Origin of the sequence: Mycoplasma sp. E35C (genome assembly GCF_019873825.1) — a bacterium.
GTDB lineage: Bacteria > Bacillota_I > Bacilli_A > Mycoplasmatales > Mycoplasmoidaceae > Mycoplasmoides.
This window is the reverse complement of the sequence record NZ_CP068418.1, coordinates 336,940-361,129: the sequence shown is the minus strand read 5'-3', so window position 1 is coordinate 361,129 and position 24,190 is coordinate 336,940. Positions and strand designations below refer to the sequence as shown.

Sequence of the window (24,190 nt, the reverse complement as noted above, 5' to 3'; positions counted from 1 at the left end):
TATTATCGATTAGTTTTTATTATCGATTGTTGTATGGATCAAATTTTGGACGACCACCACGTCTTCTAAATGAAGGTTGGATTTCTTCGTATTCTGGATATTCGTATGCTGGTTGTTGGTAGTAACGGTTTTCTAGTTCATACATTGCTTCATCATAACCAGCGTTGTAAGCATCATCCATCATTAAGCGTTCGCTGTAATAATCATGGTGTCTAACAGGTAAAACGCTAGGAGCTACAGGTTGAGCAGCAGGTGCTGGCGCTGGAGCTGGTGTTTGGATGATTTGAGGTTGAGGCACTAAGTAGTTTGGTTGTTGAACTACTGTTGGTGGTAATGATAAGATTTGTGGTTGAACTGGTTGTGGGTAGTTCGGAGCTGGTTGAGGTTGTGGTTGAGGTGGGTTAATTGTTTGTTTAAACATGTTTGCTAACATTAGTTTTTCAAACAATGTTGGGTTTTCACCAGGTAATTGTAATGGGTTTTGAATTACAGGAGCAGGCGCAGGCGCTGGTGCTGGAGCTGGTGGTGGAGGTAATTGGTGGTAGTGAGGTTGGTGCACCATTTGTGGCGGCATTGGTGGGATGTGGTTGTAAGGGTTGTTGTATCCCATTGGGTGCATACCATTCATTGCCATGTGGTGTAAGTGTGGCAATTGCATCATTTGACTCATTTGGTTCATCTGATTCATTTGATTCATTTGGTTTCATTGAGCCATTTGAGCTGATTGTCTTAATGAGTTATTAATTTGTTGTTGGTGATAAGACAATGTTTGGTTTAAGTGTTGTGATTGTAATTGTGATTGGTTTGCATAACTTTCAACCTTACTTAAAACATCAGATAATTTCTTATCAAGTGATTTTTCAAGTAAATTGATTTCTTCTTTTTTATTAGTTTCTTGTTCAACAATCTTCTCACCAATCTTTTCACCAATTTTCTTAGTAGTGATTTCAGTTAATTTGTCAGCAAAGTTTTCAAACTTGTTTTCAAGTTTTTCTTCTAATTGACCTTGGATTGAATCTTGTAATGAAGCTTGTAATGAACTTTGTAATGAAGCAGTGTTTTCTTTTAGTTTAGATTCAAGAGCATCTGTTGTTTCTTTTGATTGAGCAAGAATTTTTTCTAACTTAGCACTGAAGTCTTCTTCTTGTTTTTCTTTAGCTTCTTGTGTTTGGTTTAAGCGTTCAGTTAATGCTTCAAGTTTCTTTTCAAAACTTTGCATCATTAATTCGTTGCTTGTGTTGTCTTGTGAAAGTGAAATTTCACGAGTTTGATCAACTACTTCTTTAGTTTGATCTAGCTTGTTTGCTAATTCTTCTAGACGTTCTTCTAGTTTTGAACGTTTGTTTTCTTCTTGTTCTGAATCTTCAGATTTGATAGTATTCATTGTTTGGATACTATCTAATAAAGCTTGAAGTTGGTTTTCAATTCTTGAGTTTGAATTACGTAATTCTTCATTAGAACTCTTAAGTTCTTGATTTGCTTCTTGTAACACTTTTAATTTCTCAGCACTTTCTTTTCTTACTTTTTGAATTTCTTCTAAGCTGCTCTTTTGAACTTCTTCGAATTTAGGTAATAATGCAGATTCAATTTCTTCGATTGGCAAATTGATGATTTGTTCTTCTTCATCATCACTCGATTCATCTTCTGGTTGAAGAATTTGACCATCTACTAGATCTTCTTCATCGTCTTGTTCGTTTGTGCTTAAATTATCTTCATCATATAGTGATTCAGAAGTTACACTAGACGCAACAGTAACTGGTGTTTGGTCTGGACGATTTACTGAAGATAATTCTGGTAATAAACCACGTTCAGATGATTGACGTTGTTTTTTCTTACGAGGTTTTTCTTCTTCTTCATCTTCATCGTAGTAAGAAATTAATTCAGTTCCTGAATTATTTAAGAAGTTTCTTAAATCATCTTCTTGAGCTTGTAATTCTTCATTAGTGCTTGGCACGATTACATCTGAAACTTCTAGTTCTTCTGTTGGAACTGGTTGGTTAGCATCATTTCAATCAGAAGCAACCAAAGCGTTGTTTTGTTGGTTGTAATTATCTCATTGGTTAGCTTGGATTAAATTACCGTATTCGTCGTATTGAGGTTGTTCTGAATATTGTTGTTGGTCGTATTGAGCGTATTGATTTTGATCGTATCCAGCTTGATCTTGTTGACCCATTTGATTGTTTGGATTTACATAGTCATCATATGGCATTTGGCTAGGGTCAGTTATAGCTAATTGATTGTTATTGTATTGATCGTATTGTGCTTGGTTAGCATCACCAGCTTGAGCAGGTAGCATACCAACAGGGTTACCATACTCGTCATACTGCATTTGGTTAGCATCACTTGTTTGACCAGGTAACATACCAATTGGGTTTCCGTATTGGTCATATTGCATTTGTTGCATTTGGTTAGCATCGTTAACTTGTCCTGGAAGCATACCAATCGGATTACCATATTCATCATATTGAACTGGTTGAACTTGGTTCATATCTTGGTTTTGAGCACCAGGTAACATACCAATTGGATTACCATATTGGTCATATTGCATCTGGTTAGCATCATTAGCTTGACCAGGCAGCATACCAATTGGATTTCCGTATTGGTCGTATTGAACTTGGTTTTGATCTTGATTTTGTGCTTGTCCTGGAAGCATACCAATCGGATTACCATATTCATCATATTGAACTTGGTTCATATCTTGGTTTTGAGCACCAGGTAACATACCAACAGGATTGCCGTATTGGTCGTATTGAACTTGGTTTGGATCCTGATTTTGGTTTTGGTTAGGTAGCATACCTACTGGGTTACCATATTCATCATATTGAACTTGGTTAGGATCTTGTGGATTTTGTTGATTGTATTGTTGGTAATAAGGGTCGTTTTCTTGAGAATAAGTATTACCAGATAGCATACCAACAGGGTTGCCATATTCATCATATTGAACTTGGTTTGGATCTTGTTGGTTTTGTTGAATCAACATACCGTTAGCATCATAGACTGCTAACGCTGGATCACTTACAGGATTCCCATTAGCATCATAACCATAGCTTACTAATGCTGATGAAGATTGTTGGTATTGATCATAACCTGCTGGAACAGGTTGATTGAAGTTATTTTGATTGTTATCCATATAATGAGCCTATTGCAGTTTTTTAAGCAATATTTAAAAATTTTAGATATATGTAAAACCTTCTGAAAAAATGAAATAATCAGAAACGGGTCCATTATCTTATTTATTATATCAAAAGAAAATTTAAAAAAAGCTAGCTAAATATTATAATAAAGACTTTAAATTTTCGTTAATTCAAGTCGTTCATTTTTCAATTCGCCAATCGGTTTTTTCTGGTTGAGAATCTTGATCAATTAATAAGCCAACAACTTTGTTCTTAAAAACCGCTTTTGACTCTTCAAAATCATACTCATAATCTTCTTTATTAATTTGACCGATGATTTTAGCTTTTTTGCGATTTAAGATATCAAACAATCTACCGACACCATCACAAAAAGTGTAAGGATAAGTTTGACTATCCCCACACCCAAATAATAAGAAGGTTTTATTGTTAACATCAAGTTTTTTGAAATCAAACTCTAGTCAAGCATCATGAATATCACCAGTGCCTCATGTTGATGTTCCTAACAATAAGATATCATGTTGATTAACAAAATCGACATCGATTTTAGTTACATCAATTAAGGTTGTTGGGTATTTAATTAAATCATTAATTTTTTTGGCAATTAGTTCAGTGGTTCCTAAATTAGTGCCATAAATTATTGCGATCTTTTTCATCTAAATAACATCATTACAGCGATCACAAATTTCATTATTATTCTTATTTAATTCTTTGAAGTAGTTTCAACATCTTTGACACTTAATGAATTCTGTTTTTTTCACTGTAGTTTTATCGTTGGTTGTGAAGTATAATTCAGCAACATTTAATCATTGTTTTAATGATTTAGCTAAGTGCTTGTTGATATCAACATATTTATTAGCTAAATATACAACTGCTTCATTTGATTTTGATAAAACTTTTTCTTTTCTTAGTTTTTCAATTTCAGCATATACTTCATTTTTAATTTCATTAAATGAATTGTTAATTTCATCTAAATTTAAATCAGTTTTAACTTCATATAATGATGGTTGATCAATTAAGAATACTGATTTTTGTTTATTAGTTATTGGATAAAAGCTGTACGCTTCTTCACAAGTATGAACTAAGATTGGTGAAATACGGAATAATGAATTAATAAAGATGTAATTTAATACAGCTTGGATCGCTCTTCTTGTAGGATCTTCTTTTTGGTTACAGTATAAACTGTCTTTAATCACTTCAAAGTATCAAGCTGATAGATCAATAATCATCTTGTTTAGTTCTTTGGTGATTTCTAGATAGTTATATTGTTTGTATGCTTCATCAATCTTTTTGAATGATTGATTAACTTGATTGATTGTTAATAAATTAGCCAAACTAAATTGGTATGATTTCATATCTTTGAAATCAAAATCACTTAAATTACCTAAGATAAATCTAAATAAAGTATTGCGAATTTTACGGTAAATTTCAATATTTTGATTAATAATCGTATCACCAATTCTGTGATCATTACTATAATCAATCGAAGCAGCTCATAATCTTAAAATATCAGCACCTTTGTCTTTAATGATAGTTAGTGGATCAATCACATTATTCAGTGATTTTGACATCTTATAACCTTTTTCATCTAAGGTAAATCCGTGTGAAATTAATTCTTCATAAGGAGCAGTTTTATTTGCTACTGTTGAACAGATCATACTACTGTTAAATCAACCACGGTATTGGTCATTACCTTCAAAATAAACTGTCGCTTTATTCTTAATGTTGTTATGTTTTAAAACATTAAATGATGTTCCTGAATCAAATCAAACATCTAAGATGTCAGTTTCTTTACGATAGTTTTTTCTTGGATCGTATTTATTTGTTAAGAAATATTTAGCATCATGTTCGTATCATGCTTTAATACCTTCTTTTTCCATAATTCTTAAGGTATTATCAATGATTTCACGATCTAAGATTGGTTCATTATTTTCATCAAAGATAATCGGGATTGGTAAACCTCATGTTCTTTGACGGCTAATACATCAATCTGAACGTTCAGCAATCATATTTAACATTCGTTTTTCATAACGTTCATTTGGATATTTAACATCAGAAATGTTTTTAATTAACTGATCCTTGATTGATTTGATATTAATAAACCATTGTTTGGTTGCACGATAGATAACTGGTTTTTTACTTCTCCAGTCATGTGCTGCTTGGTGTTTGAAGAATTCTAATGATAATAATGCATTTTTATCTTCTAATTGTTTGGTAATAATCTTGTTAGCATCATCATAAAAAACGCCAACTAAACTTTGATCATAAACTGAATTATCAAATTTACCATCATCATCAATCGGAACATAAGCATCAATTTTATAACGCTTACATACTAAGAAGTCATCAAGACCAAATCCAGGAGCAGTATGCACTAAACCTGTTCCGTCAGTGTCACTAACGTGTTCTCCTAAAACAACCATGCGTTCTTGGTTGTCATCATATAAACAGTGTTTGTATTTAATACGATCTAATAAATAACCTTTAACTTTTTTGATGATAGTTGCATCATTAAAATTAAATTTTTGCGTTAATTTTTCGTATAAATTTGAAGTTACTAAATATTTTTCACCACCAGATTCAAATAATGTGTATTCATATTCTGGATGCACTGAAATTGCTAAGTTAGACGGTAAAGTTCAAGGTGTTGTTGTTCAGATAATTAAATTAACATCCTTACCAATTTGTTCATTATCTAAGGTCTTAAACTTAACATAAATGCTTGGTGATTTAACTTCTTTATATTCAACTTCAGCATCTGATAAAACTGATTTAGAAGATCATGATCAATAGATCGGTTTGTAATCTTGATATACCAGACCTTCATTAATCATTTTTGCAAATACTTTTAATTGATCAATTTCATATTGTGGATCATAAGTATAATAACAAGCTTTGAAGTCTGTTAATAAACCTAATGAAGCAAATTGATTCTTTTGATTTTGGATTTGAATACTAGCAAACTCACGGCACTCATTCATACGATCAACAACTGATAATTTAAAGAATTGTTCTTGACCCATTTTTGATTGCACAGCATGTTCGATTGGTAATCCGTGAGTATCTCAACCAGGGATATATAAACTGTAATATCCAAGTGACGATCATCTTCTTACAATGATGTCTTTAATAATTTTATTAACAGCGTGACCAACGTGAATATTACCATTAGCATACGGTGGTCCGTCGTGTAATGTTTTTTGTTCGTTATGTTGGTTCTTAGCTAAAACTAGTTGATAAATGCCATCATCTAATCACTTTTGTTGAATCTTGCTTTCTTTTGTTGAAAGATTTGCCTTCATTTCAAACTCTGTTGAAGGCATCAATAAAGTGTCTTTGTAATTTTTATTCATATTCCAAAATCTAGTATTTTAATATAAAAATATACCATTTTAATTTTATATTTATTTTTTTATTTAAACATTAAAATTATATAGATATGTCAGCAAAACTAAATATTGTTTTATTCCAACCCCAAGATCCACGCAATGCAGGTAATATTGCCAGAAGTTGTGTTGGGTTCAATGCCACTTTGCATATGATCCATCCATTTGGATTTTTTATTACAGACGAAAAGTTTAAACGGGCTGATTTAGATTATTGAGATAATTTAGAACTTAAACAGTATGCTGATTTTGAAGAATTTTATCAAGCTAATAAGATTGATAATAATCTGTTTTTATTTACCAAAAAAGCCACACATTATTTAAGTGATTATGATTTTGTTGATTATTTTAATAAAGACCATGATCTTTATTTAATGTTTGGTAAAGAAACTAATGGCTTACCTGATGAATTGTTAAATCGTTTTGATAATCATTTAGTAAAAATTCCAATGAGTAGTCAAATCCGCAGCTTTAATTTAGCTAACAGTGTGGTTTGTGCTTTGTATGAAGTTAATCGTCAGGATAATTTTAAGAAAATTAAGTAGTTAAATATTATGCGTATAAGAAATATCAAAGATGCTGATCAAAAGATTGCTAAATCTAAAAATGTAATTAGTGTTGAACAATTAAAAACCAAATTAGATATTAATAAAAATAATGTGCTGGAAATCGGTTCTGGTAAGGGTAATTTTATTTATCAAAAAGCACTAAATGATCGTAGTGTTAATTATCTTGGTATTGAAAAAAATGCGACCGTGATTTTAAAGATGATTAATAAGTTTACTGATCTAGAAAATTTAAACAATTTATTCATTTTAAACGTAGATTTTGCACAAATTGATGATCAAATTCCCGATCAAATTTTTCAAACAATTTATCTTAATTTTTCTGATCCTTGACCTAAGAAACGTCATGCTAAAAAACGTCTTGTTGATTTAGAATTCTTAAAAAAATATCAACGCATTTTAAAGAACGATGGCACAATTGAATTCAAGACGGATAATGATAAATTATTTGATTATGCTCTTGAAATGATTGAAGGGTCTGACAATATAAAAATCATTACTTTTACTCGTGATTTACACAAGTTAGATCAAAGCAATGATTTATTAAAAAATAATGTGATAACTGAATACGAACAACGATTTATTAATCTTAATAAAAATATTAATAAGGTTGTTTTTAAATTTATCTAATTAATTTATTAATTAATTCTTACTGAACTAATTTGGATTAATCTTGCAATATAACTAAATGCTTCTTGATAAGAATTGAATCATTTTTTATTATTTGCCAGATTTATTTCATAAATCAGATTTAAATTATCAACATGTTTAAATGTTCCGTTATCAAAGATGTATTGAGTTGATGGATTTAAACTCATTTTTTGTGCTGCTGCTTGCATCTTTTCTTTGATTTGTTCTTCGGTTGGTAGTTGATCTTTATCATAAAACTCTTGGGCAATAATATCACCTAATCAGTTTCTGATTACCATTACTTCTTTGGTTTGTTGACCAACATTAATAATTTCATTTTCTAATTCAGAACGGTATCTAATTAATTTTGTTGAATTAGCTGATGGATTAATGGTTAAACTTGAAACCTTGGCTAATTTAGTTGGCTTGATCGTGCCATCTTCATTTCAAGCAATTACAACATCATTAACATTAATTAATTTATCGTTTGATATTGAATTTTCTAGTGCTTTAACAACTCCGTAAGTTTCAACATCAGTTTTTGATGAATCAGATGGATTTGTTAATAATTGTGCGTGGTGTTGGTTGTTTGGATTTAAACCAAATTGACGGTATAAATTGGTTATGTCAAATCTAGCAGCATTGTATTTAACTAACTGATTAGTATCAGTTAGTGGTTTTAAAACAACTTGATGTGTTGATGGATTGTATGAAATATTATTTGAAACATTTAATAATAAATTACCAATTCTTGTTGGTTGTTGCTTTTGATACTCTTGTAAAGCATTAACCATTGAAGTTAAAGCACTTTGGTTCAATTCGATAGTGTATTTATTAATAAAAATCTTCTTAAACATTTCATCACTTATTAAGTTTAAAGTGAATAATGGGTGATTGTTGTATTCAATAACGAATAATTTTTCACGAGAATTTAAAGTGTCGTTTAACGAGAATAATCCACCTAATAATTGTTCGATAGCTTTTGATGCATCAGTATTAACAGTTTCATTACGTTTAGTTAAAGCTAAGGTAAATTCACGAGTTAATTGGTTAGCAATTACGGTATTAATATAAGTGTAAATATCATCTCTTGAAGTGTTGGTGTTGATATTAAATCCTTGGAAGATATTTTTAGTTAAAACGGTTTGGATCGCACCAACAACACTATCAATAAAGGTTTGTTTTTGGTTTTGATTACCACTTGGAATAATTTTTTCTAATTGGTTTTTTAATGCATCAATTTTTTCTTTAGGAACTTGATATTTATCAACTCAGCTTTGATTAATATTCAAACTAATTGACATATTAGCGAACTTGGCATTGCTATAAATTCCAGCATTATTATCACCATCTAAATGTGGCGATCAACCTCATCCAACCCAGTTACCTTTTGCTCTTAATGTGATCTTGCCGTTATCAAAACCAAAAGATTTGCGTTCATCACGGTAGTTTCAACCAATAGTTTTATTAAATGAACTTACTAATGGTTCAACCTTTTTAAATGATTGGTTAAAAGTATTTGGATCAGTATAACTTAGAATACTGTTAATAAACTGGTTTTGGTCTTTGAATGCACCGTTTTGGTTAGTATTAACTCTTGCATCACTTAAATATCAAGGTAAATAATATTCAATTGAAGCATCATCACTAGCAGCTAAATAAGGAACACCATATCAAATCTTGAAAACTTTACCTGAATTATTTACTGTTCCTTGGATATTAATAAATAAGTTTTCTCATAAAAACTCATTGATTACTGAATACAATTGGTTACTTAATTCATTAATAAACATCTTGTTTAATAATGTTGCGTTATCAACCTTATTGTATTGGTTATTTTCTTTATCTAAATCATAAACACTTAATGTATATTTAGTGCCATTTTTATTTAATGAATTAACAGCGATATTTTTTAATTTCAGAATATCAAAGTAATTTAATGGATTGATATCAACAGTTTGAAAATTAGCTTTTGAATAATCTTGGAACTGATAATAATAAAAGTCTCTGAAGTATTTATCAGTATCATTTGTTGGTTTATTAACAGAAGAGGCATTTTGGTTATAAACTAAACCATTAATACTTTTGGTGTAGTATTCTGGAGCTTTTAATAATTCCATTGCAGCTTTAGTTTGATCTTCAGTATAAGTTCCATCACTTAATAAATAAGCAGGTTTTACTCTTGAAGGATCAATTTCATCTAAGCTAGATACAGATGTTATTTCAGAAGTTGATGCGTCTTTAATGATATTTTTCTTATCACCAATATAAAGTTTTCTTTTAATGTATTCATTATTGGTTGCTAAATAATAAGCAGCTGCTTGTTTTTCATTACTAAAAGTATGACCATCAAAAGCAATCTTAGAATTTAAAAATTCAGCTGGTTTTTGTTCATCATAACCATTTAATCCAGGAATTTCTGTATGATGTTCTGCTCTTTGAATTGCTGCTTGTTCGCTTAATACTTTATCTTTTTGATAAGTATAAAGACCACCTAAAGTTGATCCAATACCAATTGATAATAGACCAACTCCAAAAAATACTCTTCTAAATAATTTCATAGCTAATTATCATCAAGTCTTATTAAGTAATTATAACATTATCATTAGATTATGTTAAGCTATGCAACTATCACGAATATCATGATATTTATGAAATCTAAATTAATATATAGTATAATTTAACCTGTGTTTATGGCGGTTGTGGTGAAGCGGTTTAACACACCTGACTGTGAATCAGGCACGCACGGGTTCAAATCCCGTCAATCGCCCCATTATTAAAAATTAATCTCATCTTTTATATTTTAAGGAACGAAAGTTATTTCGTTCCTTATTTTTTTATCTTTTAAAACAATAAAAAATGCTGTAGTAATTACTACAGCATATTATGAAAAATAAATGATTAACTTTTAAAGTTTTTGTATAGAAAATTCTAGTGGAATTTCAGACTAATACATACGGCTTTTCTTTTGTAATCGCTTACGAGCAGCTTTTTGTTTTTCGCGACGTCTGATTCCTTTTCTTAGGTGGTATTCGTGTCTTAAGAAAGAACGTTTAGTTTCACTAGCAACACGTTTAAACTTACGTAAAGCTAATTCAAGATCACCATCTTTTACTTCAACCTTCGGCACAAAATTACCTCCTTTTCTATAAATCTAATAAAAACAATTTTATATTATACGTCTAAGATTATAAGATATTATCTTTTTTTGTGAACATAAGATTCATTAATATGTTCAATTTCTTTGGTAAGGTTTTCTCTTAGTTGTCTAGTTTTTTGATATTCTAGTTCTGATTGTTTTCTAATTGCTTCTGCTTTTTTAAACTCATCATTAATCATCTTTGATGTTGATTTGATTTCGTTTAATTGTTCATCAAGTCTTTGATCGAATAATGCATCATATTGAGCTTGATAAACTGGACCTGTTTTGGTTTGTAGCACATCAATTGGATTAGTTAAATTTTTAGTTTCGTTGTTGTTTTCAGGATAATTACTAATCACTTTATGATAAGTTGATAAGTTATGTTCTCTTGTTTTTTTACGTTCTTCTTGTTCCATTAAACGTGTAGCGAAATCGTTATGGAAATCAACAACTAATGAGGCTTGATTAATTTCTTGTTCAAAGTGACTAATTTTATTAGTTGAAAACTTATCAGCACGTTGTTTTAAACTCTTATTTAAATAATCTTTTTTAACTTGCTTAATTTCATCTAAAATCTTGAAAACTTCATGCTTGTCGTATTGAAAATCGATTGGATCAACTTCTCCTTTTTTAAAAGGAATATTAAGCAATGTTTTCATTCATTCTTGCTTAGTATAGCCTTGAGCTTTAGCATTTTTTCATGAACGCTTTAATTCTTTTTTCTCATAGCTATTCTTAGGATTCAACAAGTTAATTAATAATCTAACTCTTAAACTATCAGCATAAAATAACTGATCATAGACATTAAATAATTCCTTAGATAAATCTTGTTCAGCTTGTTGTTTATTTTCTTCTTCTTGCTTTTTTTGAGCAATGCTAGCTTTAAATCGTTTGAAGTCTTCTTCGCATTCTTTACCATAAGTTTTGATAAAGCTATGGATATCAAAATATCCATAGTAAAGCTTGCAATCTTTAATATATTTTGATCATTCAAAATCAAAACCATAGAAGCTTTTATATCCTTGTAAGAAGGCTTCTCATTTTGAAATATTATCGTATAAGGCTTGTCTGGTCAGGCTTTGATCCATCTTATTATTCATAGGTTTATTATACTAAACCTAAAAATTAGAAAAAGATATATAATATCGCTTAATTTTCGTATTAAATCAAATTTTAATAACTTATTTTTTAATTAAGACTTCCTTATATATATTTATTAATGAAAATTTTGGTGAACAAGAATTTTAGTTTATTTCTGCTTGGGGGTTGCTTTTTTTTTTTTTTTTAGCAAACTAGAAGCCAGATTGATTAATTGATTAATTAAATTAAAATATGAATAAATCAAAAAGATTCAATATCTTAAAAAAATCATTTTTAGCTTCAGTTATTTTAGCTCCAATTGCATTAAGTTCTTGTAGTGGAGCTGGTCTTGGTGGTAATCCACAAGAAAAAACTGTTAAAGATAAAGAAAACAACGACATTAAAGTAAGTTTATCAGGTGATTCATTAGCTCTTGCAGTTAAATTTGACCAAGAATCTTACCAAAATCTTAAAAATGCTGGTTCAAAACCAAATAACTCATTGACTGTTGCTGGCGGAAATATCAAACCAGGAGCAGCAACTGTATTTCCAGTATCAGTAGAGGTATCTGAAACAAATACGGCTAGTTCAGCTGGAATCAGATTATTAAAAGATGATTTTGAAAAATTAGTTAAAAGCATTAAAGTGAATGGCAAGGGATTAAAAGCTGTTTCAGCTTTCTCATCACAAGCATCATCTTCACCTGAAGCTTCTAAATACTACAACGCTGTTGTTGTAGATGAAGATTACAATACAACAGATAACCCTCTATCAACTCCTGATATTTCAAAAAATTATGCTTTTGCAGCTTCAAATATTACAGTTAATGAAGAAAGTAAAACATTAGATTTTACTTTAACAATTGGAAAAGGTCTTTCTTGAAGCGCTTCATTCGAACACATTAAATTTACTAACATTTTTTAATTAATAAAAAGAAGCTAAATTTTAAATAAAATCTACTATCCAACTTACTGGATAGTTTTTTATTTTTTATGGTTTTAACCGTAAAAATCAACAATAATATCGATGCACAAATCTTTATTTTAAAGAGTTTTATCACTTTTTTATTTGAGAGGGGTTGTTTTTTTTTTTTTTTAGACACTTATTTTGAATTAATCAATTAATGTAAATACAAAATATGAATAAATCAAAAAGATTTAATATTCTGAAGAAATCATTTTTAGCTTCAGCTATTTTAGCTCCCATTGCATTAAGTTCTTGCAGTGGTGGTGGCGTGAGTGGAGAAGCTCAAGAAAAGACTACTACAAATAAAACTGATAATACCAGCGTTACAGTAAAATTAGCTGGAAATTCTTTTAAACTTGCAAACAAATTCGATCAACATTCAGTTAACATACTAAAAATTACTGATTCTATACCTTCAATTAGTGGTGGTAATTTTAATTTAACAAATCCAGCAGCAGTGGCTAGTTTATCTAAGGGTGAATTACCTTCAACAAACTCATATGATCTTGAACTTGGTATGCTTTTACAAAAAACTGACTTTGAAAATTTAATCAAAGCTATTAAAGTAAATGATAAAGGTCTAAAAGCTGTTTCAATCCTTCCAGCAGCTTATCAAAACTTAGAAGGTGCTTCTAAAGTTTATTCAGCTAAGGCAGTAGATGAAGATTCACAACAAACTAATGGAATTATTGGTATTAATAGCTATCTTTTCTCAGCTAGCAACGTTAAATATCAAGAAGACAGTAAGTCATTAGATTTAACATTAAATATTTCAAAAGGTTCTTCTTGAACTGTTTCATTTGAAAACATTAAATTCACCGATATTATTTAATTAAATAAATTTAGATAATAAACAAAAAATGTTAAGCACTACAAACGCTTAACATTTTTTGTTGTTTGTTTGAATATAATTGTTTATTTAATTGAATATGAACTTATTTATCAAATAAGTTTTAAATGATGCTTATTTTAAGCTTTAGCATTAATGTGAAGAATTGTTGCTGTATTTGCTCAAATCCAAGCATTCGGGTCATTAACTTGCGATTTTCAATAACCAATTCTTGAATAGAATAAGAAGTTTGTAGCAGTATCTTGGTTTGACTTGATCGCTGGGTTAGACTCATTATTAATTATGATACTCTTACCTTTACCGCTTTCAGTGTTTTCACTTCCATGAATTTCTTGATCACGATAACCTACAAAGAATTGATTGCTATCAGGAGCTTCTGCTCAATTTAATGAGTAGAATTTTTCCATCTTATTATATGGTGCTAATAATTCTGTATCACTAATTGCTTTTGCAGTATCTTGTGAAGCATCAGTTCCTCTATTTTTATCCGTATTATTATCATTATTTGAGTTATAAATTTTCTTAACACGAATTTTGGTTCTGAAGAAATCACTATAAATACCAACGCCATCAAAATAGTATTCTGCTTTCAATCAGATCTTGTCATTATTATTCGGTTCAATATAAGGAATTTGAATCGGATTAACATTAAAGATCTTACTACCATCTGAACCAGCACCAATAGTTAGTTTATTAGTTGCTTCATCATATTTATATTTGCTATTTTCTTGTTGAGCCAACTTCTTATATTCTTCCATATTAGATTGGTTTTTTGGATCAAATGTTACATTTTCTAAATTAATTGAACCAACTGTAACATTCACATTATCTGGAAGAAGATCGTTGATGTAAATTCCTGGAACAGGAATTTCTAAACTACGGATCGATTTAGATTTTAGCATCACTGGATTGTTAGCATCTTTTGGTTCTAGATAATAGCTAACATTAAATTTACTATCATCTTCTTTAAATAAAGAAACAAACTTGAATCCACCAGTTAGATATAAATCATTAGCTGTTACTAAATCATCTTGTTGGTTTAATTTATTAGCATTAATTTTATTAGAGCTTAGACTAGCTATTAATAAATTAGTAAACCCATTGTTGTAAGTAATATTATTTACAGTAATAGATTTATTTAATTCAACTAGATTTTTAAACTGTGCTGAGTCTAATTGCAATACCTTCTTAGATACTTTATTCGTATCATATTTAGCAGGCATAACCATTTTGTCAACAAATAATTTATTAGCAATTTGTTCATTTAAATTAATGAAACCATCAATATTAAATAATTTAGATTCAATTGGATTAAATCCTTCTTTGTTAAAAGTTAATTTTAAATCAAGTGTTCCTTTTGCAACATTAGTGTTTGAAACACTGTAACTAATTGTTCAACCTTCAATTAAATCTTTTTGAATTAAACCTTCTTTTAATTCAACATTATCATTATTTATTTCAGAAGCTTTAAGTTGGTTCTTTTCACTAACAACACCGTTTTTCTTAAAGATAAATGCATCTTGATTTAATTTATCAACTTCTTGTTTAATCTTACTTGCATCAGGTGAATCAATAATCCCTGGATCGTCTTGAATTGGCTCATCTTTTGGATTTTCACCTTGATCATCAGGCATTTGGTTCTTATCTTGTTTATCATCATCTGGTTTCATAAAACCATCAAAAGTGATGTTATTCGTGATGACTGGTTGATAACCTTCTTTATTAAAAGTTGCAGAAATACTTATCGAACCTTCGTTTTCTTTTTTATCAACGATTTCTACTTCATAGTTTCAATCAGATAACAACTTACTACTAGAACTCTTGTATTTAAAGTTTTGTTTTTCAATATCTTTAACTAATGTTTTACTAATATCTAACGGTTTATCATCTTTAACTATTTCAAACGAAGTTTTATCAATCGTATTAGCATAGTTTTTAATGCGTTGTTGTGCTGTGAGTTCAACGGTATTTGTACAACTAGCAGCAACCATACCTAAGATCGAACCAGTACCTAATAAACTCATTAATTTAAATATTTTCTTTCTTTTATTATTCATTATTTATATAAGCATTTTTGATAAAAAACCCAACAACTTAATAATTTAGTTAATTTTATTATTATCAACTAAAAATCATTAAACAATTCAACTATAGTTATTTATTTTAATTAGATATTTATAAATAACAATAAATAGCACATCGTTTAATAAATATAAGGTTATAGAAGGTTATTAATAGTTCGTTATCAAATAAACAAGGGTTTATAAATAAATTTAAAAATAATTAGATTAATAATGTATATAAGATGTCTTTTTTAAAGCTTAAAGTTTTTATTCTAAAAGAATAAAAATGTTGTTAATTAATTGGTTCTAAGTTAATTTTTTCAGCATCACTTTTATTGTTTTTTTCTAAAAGCTTATCAACATTATCTTTTATTAAGTTCGCTAACTCTTTTCTTATATCCACATCATTTTTATCATAATTATCAATCAAATAATTAATGTCAATATAAACAATCGGGATGTAGTGATATGTTTGATTGTTATCTTCTCATTGTGAAACTAAATACCCAACATATTTCAAGTTAGTATTGTTAGTATGATCATCTTTTTTATTAAATGGTAATAAAAAAGCATTATAAACATTTTGAATTGGTTGATCAAATTTTAATTGATTGTTATGAACTAACTTATCAGCATTCTTACCGTATGTGATTTGTTTTTGAATATCTGTTGTTTGGGGAATATTAATTAATGTTGATTTATCTGAATAAAGATAATATTTTGCATCCAATAAATATAAGTTATTTTCATAAACAAACCCACTATCTGGTCTTAGTGGCTCTAATTGGTTTTTGGGTTTTAAATCATCAATAAGATGATGGTTGGCATAACAATAAAAACCTTCTATCTTTAAGTTGTTATTAAACAACTTATCAATCATGGTTTCATAAATAGATTCATATTGATCAGTTCCATAAACACTAACATTATCATCACAAGGTTTTATACTAACACCCTGAATGATATTTTTCATGGCTAACAAAACCGATCTTTGGTTATCATTAAAGGTTTTATGTAACTCATCATTAATAATTTTTAACGATCAATTTTGATGAAAAAATTGATCGTTCTTTTTATTCTTATTATTAAAAGTTTTATTAAAATACCAACCGAAATAATCAAAGGCTTTTTGAACGCAATAAAGATAGATTTCATTAATAATATTTTCAGTTCTAATATTAGTTTCACATACATATTTAGTGAACAAAATATTGTTATTAGAAATGATGGATTTTTGCTTAATTGTTTTTTTTCAATTAATCTTAGGTTTAGTGCCGAATGAGTATTTCTTTTCAATACTTACATAGCGTTGGTTGGTTAGATAATGTTCAATTAATAACCAACAATCCTTAATTAAAATAGTATTGTTTGTTTTGGCTAAAAAATCTTGTTGAACATTCTTATCTTCTTGTGAATCATCATGTTCTAAATCATCTTTTTGTCTTATTTTATTTACATCAAGATTAACAGTTTTTAATACACGAAAAATTTGTTTTTTTAATTGATCATCATTGTTTTTTGATGAAACAAAATTCTTGGGTGGATAAAAAACAATTTTATTGTTTTTTATCTCAACACCAACAAAATGTGGTTTTTTATTCCAAAAATAATCAGATAGTTCTAATTCTATTTTAAGCTTTTTATCATCAGGTTTCATAAACTGATTGATTATTGATTTTCACTAAATGTTTGTTTTGATTCTTGATTTCTGAATTCTTCAATTTTAGTTTTAAAGTTTTGATTAAATATCATTTTTTTATTACAAAAATCCTTAATTAGTTCATCTAATGAATTGTAGTCAGAATTAAAGATTGCTTCTCTATCCATTTTGAATACATCTTCTCATAAATACATGATTACTTTGTTGGCAAAAAATTGAGCTTTTTCATTTAGAGTTTTGTTGTTGTTTTTTAATTCTTCTTCAGATTCAATTAATAAATTTTTATCAACAAAATATTGACCAATCATCTTATCTTCACTTAAAAAAAGATTATCTTTTTGGTGTTTAGTAATTATTTTGTTGATCACAACAACAAACTCTTTTCATGTAGTTGGTTCATCTAGTCCTGGAACATATCAATCTTTATATGGATGGTTTTCGTTGTTTTGAATATCATTATCAATCTTAATGAAGTTTCATCTTCTTTTAAATGCATTATCTAGTGCAAAAACATTTTGGTCACTAGTGTTCATGGTAGCAACTAAAATTAAATTTTTAGGAATAAAAATTTGCTCAAATTTTTGGTTTTCAATTTTTGATTCTAGATATTTTTGAATATCTAGATTAATAATTGGATATTTACTTACACCTTCATCATCACGATCTAATAATTGAAAAACATCACCAAAAATCGATGCAGCATTACCACGATTAATTTCTTCGATAACAAAGAAGATATCTTCGTTGGGTTTTTTGTATGCTTCTTCTAAGGCTAATGAAAACGGTCCAGGTTTAAAAGAATATTTGATATTACCATTGTCATCAACTGTTGGCATAATTTGACCGATAAAATCTGCATTAGAATAATCTGGATGAAAGACTGTTCTTAAATGAAAGGCCTCTTCTTTTTTAATTTCTTCATAAACCTTATGGCTTTTACCACAACCTGGCACACCATAATAGATTTTATTTTTATGTGTTAAAAATTGTCTATCAGCTTTATCCAATAATTTTTTAAATATATCGTTTAAATCAAGAATAGAAATAATACCCAGTATTAAATTATTATTAATTATCGATAATCATAGACTTAAAGGGTTAAAATTGTAGCTACTTAAAAACTTAAATCAATAATAATTTGTCTCATTAATTTTATCTTGTTCATCAATCTCTAAATCGTTAAATAATTCGAAATTATCTAACGATAAACAAATATCACCATTTTTTATTGATGAATCTTGAGAGTTATTACTTTTCTCATCAGGTTCTATATTAAATACAAACGCAGGTTGTAAATCATTGTCGTTAATTATTTTATTATTACCATTATTATGATGTTTTTTAGCATAAGATTTAACTATATTAAAGAAATGCTCTTGTAGTTTAATAAAGGGAGGTTTCTTTCTTTTTATATCTATATAATAAATAGTCTTTCCTTCGCGATTTTTACATGATTTAATACAATCTACTTCTTCAATATTATTGATGTTTGGATAAGTTTGTTTAATTTTTTCTAAAAAGACACTTAAACTAAATTTGATTTTGAAATTAGAATTATCTCTGTTTTTTATAGCAAAAGAAGTACGCAATTCGTATTTAGGCGATGATTCTTTCTTTGCATAAGTTTTTTTATCGCTAGACAATTTTATCTCCTAAAGTTCTATGTTGTTGTTATATTTTTAAACTATAGTCTAAAAAATAATTAAATGATCTTAAAAGATTTATCAAAACATATGGACTTAATTATTTTATTATTTAATTTTTAGCAAAAATTAAATGTCATTAAATACTTAAAGATTTTTAGTTCTTTAATATTTATTTCAAAATTTTGCTTTATAAGATCATATTTTGCGGTTATTTCTCGCTGTTATTTTATTTATTATAATGATCAGTTTTTATCATTCTTAATCTCTATTGAATATTAAAGATATAAGAAATCCAATTCCTCTCCCTATTCAAAGAAGACCTCATCAGATAAGTTTAAAGAAATAGAGCCATAAATAACCAAAAAGCTTAAAAGCTCAACCAATTATAGAAAACATTTATATACCTTTTTTTATTTCTTAATTATTTGTTTTATATTTTTAGCATGTTAATCGTTTAGATAACTTAGCTCTAATAAAAGTTTTTTTAATTTTTGAATAATATTATTTAATTCAACATTCATCAATTCATCTTTTCTAACAAAATTTACAATTAAGAAATAACCATCATCGTTAGCTTCAATTGAAATTCTAGGGTCAGAATTGTTACGAATTTTTTCTAAAATTTCAGGAAAACGATCATCTTGATTTTTCTTAATAATTCGTTCAGGATTTGGCATTCACAACTTAATTTTTCCTGTCCAATTATTAAATATGGGATTGTTTTCGTGATTGTCTATTTGATTGTGTAAATCGTAATAAGTTTGTTCTAAATTCGATGAAATTGAAAAGATATGATTATTTTTTTCTTTATGTAAAAAGAAAATTTTCTTAGGTTCTTCAATTTTGTAGAAGCGATCATATTTTACAGGAATTGTTTCTTCACCGAAAAGATCATTAGTCACAGCCACATTATCAACTAACTTTATCGAATTATGTGATTTATATAAGCAATCAAATTGAACGAACCCATCAGAATCTACATCAAAATTCAAAATATCAAGTCATGGCCGTGTGACTGGTACAGAATTAACGAAATATAAGTTTTCTGGTTTATCAATTCTTGATAGTATGTATCTAAAATTCAGTTCTTTTGTTTTTATTGATTTTTGCGAAGAATTATTTTTATCTGAGAGTTGGTATTGATTATCAGAGTTATATCATTCACGATTTATAGCTGGTGATATTATTGCTGGCATTACATTTCTAGCAAATTGTTCGAAATATGAACTAATAATTTTTTTAACCCTATTAACAACGGTAAAAATATCATCATTATAATTTTCGACAACTAAATTAAAGTTGTTTGAAGTATTAATCGTACGAGCAATATATTCATCTGGTGGTGTTAATTCAAAATAATCGCCTTTTTTAGAAAAATTTAATGATTTATCATTAGGGAATTGTCGATGCCAATTAACATAATCTTCTTGTGCTTTAGGTGTAAAAAAATTCATCAAATCAACATCAATAAAATCATCCGTATTAATCTTATAAATATTTGAAAATTCACGGTTTTCAAATTGTAAATATTTTTCTTGATTTGTAGAAATATTAAGTTTACTCTTAAAATTAGTTAACAAAATAAAATGATCATAAAAATGAATAGAAGGTATTTTTTCAACATGAGTTGCTTCTACTGAATCATATTCGTATCAAGTGTTTTCTCTTATTCTGTATCCATCAAAAGAAGTTCGGACATATTGAGTAGTCGGAAGCAACTTATACCCAGAAGTTTTATGTTCAAAAAAAGATATTTTTTTTCTCACAAAATTAATTATTGGGGTATTTTTATATCAAAAAACCAACGAAGAAGCAATTCCTAAAACCGCACTTTTTCCTTTTTTATTATCATGATCCATATAAAAATCTAATAACTCTTCGCTACAATTATTCTCATAACCAAGACCCAGTTTTTTAGCTACATGACCAATTATTGAATGACATGATAATTGATTAGTAAATTGTAATGTTAATTTTTTGTGTTGATCAAATAAATATTCGATTTTAGCTAATTTATCAGATTTATTTTTTTCAAACTGTTTAATTATTTCTTTATTTTTTGAATAAGTTGGTGCCAAAAATATTCCGAAGATTAAAAAAAAACAAACAAAGATAAGGGAATTGTCCATTTCTCTTTTAATAACCTTTTTATCTTTATGTTCATTATAAATTGAAGCTTTTAAATCGATAATCTGTTTTATTAGATCAGGTTGCTTCTTGATTTTTTCGTTGTTAGCATCTAATAAATCTTTGAAATACTCATCAAGAATTAAAGGAACATTGTTCGTAATTTTCTTATAGAAATTATCAATCGGATTGATTGTTACTTCGTCTGGATTTAATGAATAATCGTTATTTTGCTGCGTTGTTTTATTAATGACAAGCTCTTCGTTATTATTAAATTCTTTATTAAGTTCTTTGTGTTTCGTTTCCATAAAATTAGTTTTTTATTTTTTTAATTGTTATTGATCTTTTATATTAAAAATAATGAACCCATTTTTAGTTGATTATCATTCGAAACTTGACTATTAAACACATCTTATTAATTGGATTGGTTTTCTAGTTATGATTTAATGGTGTTTTTGTTAATAACATTCGTTTGAACAAATCTATCAAGATCACCTTTTGTAAAATTCCTATTTCAAAATCTATTTTGATACATATCCTGATATTTACGAGATTCGATAATATCATCATCGTCAGGCTTACCGCATCCATAATCTTTTTTATATAAAGAATGATATATTCGAAAATAATTAGTTTGGCTTCTTTCTTTAAAACTTAGCTCTTCAAGGAGCGTTTGTTCATATTTTTTCATATTTTTTGATGCAATATTTAATCCGATAAGTATTAATATTAAGTCAATTCCAAGTCAAGCAAAAGACATACCTATAATAAATAACCGTGTTGGGCGTACATCGTCATAAAAAGTATTACCTTCAAATTCCTTAAATATATAGTCTGTTCAAAAACGACCTGAACTATATGATCAATACTTAGAATACACTGATAGAATTATGGTGCAAAAAAGAATCGTTCCTCCGATAAAAACAATGGAAAAAATAATTGCCGAAATTATAAAAATAGAAAAAGTAGAATCATAATCATATAGTTTATCCTTAATAAAAAAAGCGACTCAAAATAAGAAAAAAAACATTGCAACTAATTTAATAGCTAAGAATAAGGTTAAAAAACCATTTATTCCATTAAATTTTTTTCTATATTCTTTGACATGTTTTATTCTTATTCCTAATTCTGTTTCTAATTCAATTATTTCGCGTGCCGTAAAATTTTCTTTATAATCTTGAAAAAACCATGACATAAACTTAACTTTTTACCTTATTTGTTTTTTATTCGTATATAAACTAATACATTAAATTGGTAGAACCAGAAAATATAATTATCAACTATAACCACGAGATCTTTCGGGACAGTATTTTTTTATCAATTTTTCTATGAATGATTCTATTTCTGATCAAACCGAAAAACTTCTAAAACTACCTCTATGTATCAATTTACCATTTAATTCATAATCAACTTCATATATAGTATTCGTGTCATCAGTTGACATATTTATCGCTTCATCAGGAATTATTTCTATATCTAAAAAAATAAATTGTTCATCATTTTTATCGTATGGATATTTTAAAGAAATTAATACCAATATCTTTTTATAATCTTGATAATATCTGTCGTGATTATAGTTAAATTCTAATTTTATATCTGACGGTTTATTTTCATTATCCTCATTTCGATCTTGAATCAACTGACCTTTGTGATCAACAACAGCATTAATAATTATCTTTTTCGTATCATCTACAATTGAAAAGTTAGTAATATTTCTAGAAATATTACTTTCGCTCAATTCCTTATCAGATAGACTAATATTTGATATATCATCATCTTCTGAAAGTCTTCAATTTTTTAGATTTTGACTAAATTGTTTACAAACTCAATTTGTTATTATCGGTTTTATTAATTCCGCGCTTCTGGAAACAATATTTTCATGATCATCTTGATCAAAGACTAAATCGTCGATTAATTGATTGTATTTTTCATTATATTCTTCTTTAAATAGCAATTCATTATTTGAATCTTTTTGTCCTGATAAAACCCCCGAAAATTTTCAATAAATCTCTTCATATCTTTCTGGGTTTGGCAATGCTTTAATAATCGCAAAATCTTTATTTGCTAATGTTAGTTCTAATGCTTTATATTGTGTTTGATTATTTGCGTTATTGCTTAATAAATAAAAAACAAGTTCATCTTCATTAATTATTTCAATAAAATAAGGCCCTAATTGTAGATAAACCTTTTCGTTGCTATCATCTTTTTTTGTAAAAATAGGAGCTCTCAATCTTATCTTTTGTAAGATTCATTTTTTACTTTCTTTTAATCCAATTTTTTCAGACAGAAGAAAATCTATTATACTCTCAACATTTATACTGAAGAAATTCAATATTTTAGAATCGTTGGTTTGGAATAAGAAAATAAAATAGTCTATAAAAGATCTTTCTTTTTCTTCTTTACTTTTATTTATATAGTCCTTGCCATCTCATTTTTTATAATCAAAAAATTCAACTAAATAACTTGTCTCCTGAATAAAATTTCTGAAAATGTTAATAATACATTTTATTTTGAACTGAAAAACTTTCTTTTTCTTCATTTGTTTTTTATCCTTTTTTGTTTATTAAATCTATATATTGCTGTTCTTTAGGTATGGTTAACAAAAAATTAAAATCAATCTACTTTATCAGCATATTATTTAAAAAGACGTTAATTAATGAATTATTTTGAGTTTCACAAAAACAATCTTTTTTTGAAAATAATTGTCTTTTAATTAAACTAAACCTTTCAATGAATGATGTTATCCATAATCTTTGCTTTGTCATAATCATTTATTAACTTAGATTATTATTTTTCTTTAATCTTTTTTAATCGTTCTTGAACTTAAGCATGAACAATAGACTGAATTTGTTCTTTAGTTAATCGTTGTTGAACTAATGCTGCTTGAACTTGTTTGTTAATTAATGAGTTGGATATCGTTTTGGTTTAAATTATTATTTGGAA

General features: G+C 27.8%; 16 protein-coding genes and 1 tRNA gene. 5 read left to right on the top strand and 12 right to left on the bottom strand.

The genetic code is table 4. The annotated features are described in order from the left end of the window. Positions 1-19: 19 nt before the first annotated feature. The 3 genes from plpA to ileS all read right to left on the bottom strand — a co-directional run bounded on the left by plpA (position 20) and on the right by ileS (position 6,484). On the bottom strand, positions 20-3,130 hold the full coding sequence (gene plpA / locus JJE79_RS01570) for a fibronectin-binding protein PlpA (RefSeq protein ID WP_222926733.1): 3,111 nt from the start codon (positions 3,128-3,130) through the stop codon (positions 20-22). Between the two features lie 144 nt (positions 3,131-3,274). Continuing rightward, complete coding sequence (locus JJE79_RS01565) at positions 3,275-3,787, bottom strand: flavodoxin (RefSeq protein WP_222926732.1); 513 nt, start codon at positions 3,785-3,787, stop codon at positions 3,275-3,277. Next, positions 3,788-6,484 carry an isoleucine--tRNA ligase gene (gene ileS / locus JJE79_RS01560; protein ID WP_222926731.1) on the bottom strand — a complete coding sequence of 899 codons (2,697 nt, stop codon included), beginning with the start codon at positions 6,482-6,484 and terminating at the stop codon, positions 3,788-3,790. A gap of 86 nt (positions 6,485-6,570) precedes the next feature. On the opposite strand from ileS, the gene JJE79_RS01555 reads away from it, so the two are divergent. Both JJE79_RS01555 and trmB read left to right on the top strand, forming a co-directional pair. After that, positions 6,571-7,062: a tRNA (cytidine(34)-2'-O)-methyltransferase gene (locus tag JJE79_RS01555; protein WP_222926730.1), complete on the top strand. Its 492-nt coding sequence runs from the start codon at positions 6,571-6,573 to the stop codon at positions 7,060-7,062. 9 nt (positions 7,063-7,071) lie between these two features. Further along, complete coding sequence (trmB, locus tag JJE79_RS01550; protein WP_222926729.1) at positions 7,072-7,713, top strand: tRNA (guanosine(46)-N7)-methyltransferase TrmB; 642 nt, start codon at positions 7,072-7,074, stop codon at positions 7,711-7,713. Positions 7,714-7,721: 8 nt separating this feature from the next. On the opposite strand, the gene JJE79_RS01545 is transcribed toward trmB, so the two are convergent. Next, a complete protein-coding gene (locus tag JJE79_RS01545; protein ID WP_222926728.1) occupies positions 7,722-10,274 on the bottom strand; it encodes a hypothetical protein in 2,553 nt (850 codons plus the stop codon). A gap of 135 nt (positions 10,275-10,409) precedes the next feature. Here JJE79_RS01545 and JJE79_RS01540 point away from each other — a divergent pair. Next, positions 10,410-10,486: transfer RNA gene (locus tag JJE79_RS01540), tRNA-His, on the top strand. Between the two features lie 174 nt (positions 10,487-10,660). On the opposite strand, the gene rpsU is transcribed toward JJE79_RS01540, so the two are convergent. Both rpsU and JJE79_RS01530 read right to left on the bottom strand, forming a co-directional pair. Continuing rightward, complete coding sequence (rpsU, locus tag JJE79_RS01535) at positions 10,661-10,843, bottom strand: 30S ribosomal protein S21 (protein WP_222926727.1); 183 nt, start codon at positions 10,841-10,843, stop codon at positions 10,661-10,663. Positions 10,844-10,911: 68 nt separating this feature from the next. Then, on the bottom strand, positions 10,912-11,943 hold the full coding sequence (locus tag JJE79_RS01530) for a DUF5454 family protein (RefSeq protein WP_255565864.1): 1,032 nt from the start codon (positions 11,941-11,943) through the stop codon (positions 10,912-10,914). Between the two features lie 244 nt (positions 11,944-12,187). Between JJE79_RS01530 and JJE79_RS01525 the strand changes: the two genes are divergently transcribed. Together JJE79_RS01525 and JJE79_RS01520 are read left to right on the top strand one after the other, a co-directional pair. Then, on the top strand, positions 12,188-12,859 hold the full coding sequence (locus JJE79_RS01525; protein WP_222926725.1) for a hypothetical protein: 672 nt from the start codon (positions 12,188-12,190) through the stop codon (positions 12,857-12,859). Positions 12,860-13,073: 214 nt separating this feature from the next. Next, a complete protein-coding gene (locus JJE79_RS01520) occupies positions 13,074-13,733 on the top strand; it encodes a hypothetical protein (protein WP_222926724.1) in 660 nt (219 codons plus the stop codon). 137 nt (positions 13,734-13,870) lie between these two features. Here the strand turns inward: JJE79_RS01520 and JJE79_RS01515 are convergent, their stop codons facing one another. From JJE79_RS01515 to JJE79_RS01490, 6 genes are all read right to left on the bottom strand, one after another. Continuing rightward, positions 13,871-15,808, bottom strand: coding sequence for a hypothetical protein (locus JJE79_RS01515; RefSeq protein ID WP_222926723.1), 1,938 nt, complete (start codon positions 15,806-15,808; stop codon positions 13,871-13,873). A gap of 298 nt (positions 15,809-16,106) precedes the next feature. Beyond that, the gene (locus JJE79_RS01510; RefSeq protein WP_222926722.1) at positions 16,107-17,471 is read right to left on the bottom strand and encodes an LlaJI family restriction endonuclease; all 1,365 of its coding nucleotides are present in this window, start codon (positions 17,469-17,471) and stop codon (positions 16,107-16,109) included. An 11-nt stretch (positions 17,472-17,482) separates the two neighbouring features. Further along, on the bottom strand, positions 17,483-19,117 hold the full coding sequence (locus tag JJE79_RS01505) for an AAA family ATPase (RefSeq protein WP_222926721.1): 1,635 nt from the start codon (positions 19,115-19,117) through the stop codon (positions 17,483-17,485). Between the two features lie 449 nt (positions 19,118-19,566). After that, positions 19,567-21,555, bottom strand: a complete 1,989-nt coding sequence (locus tag JJE79_RS01500) for a hypothetical protein (RefSeq protein WP_222926720.1) — start codon at positions 21,553-21,555, stop codon at positions 19,567-19,569. Positions 21,556-21,683: 128 nt separating this feature from the next. Continuing rightward, on the bottom strand, positions 21,684-22,442 hold the full coding sequence (locus tag JJE79_RS01495) for a hypothetical protein (protein ID WP_222926719.1): 759 nt from the start codon (positions 22,440-22,442) through the stop codon (positions 21,684-21,686). A 78-nt stretch (positions 22,443-22,520) separates the two neighbouring features. After that, on the bottom strand, positions 22,521-23,786 hold the full coding sequence (locus JJE79_RS01490; protein ID WP_222926718.1) for a hypothetical protein: 1,266 nt from the start codon (positions 23,784-23,786) through the stop codon (positions 22,521-22,523). Positions 23,787-24,190 lie beyond the last annotated feature (404 nt).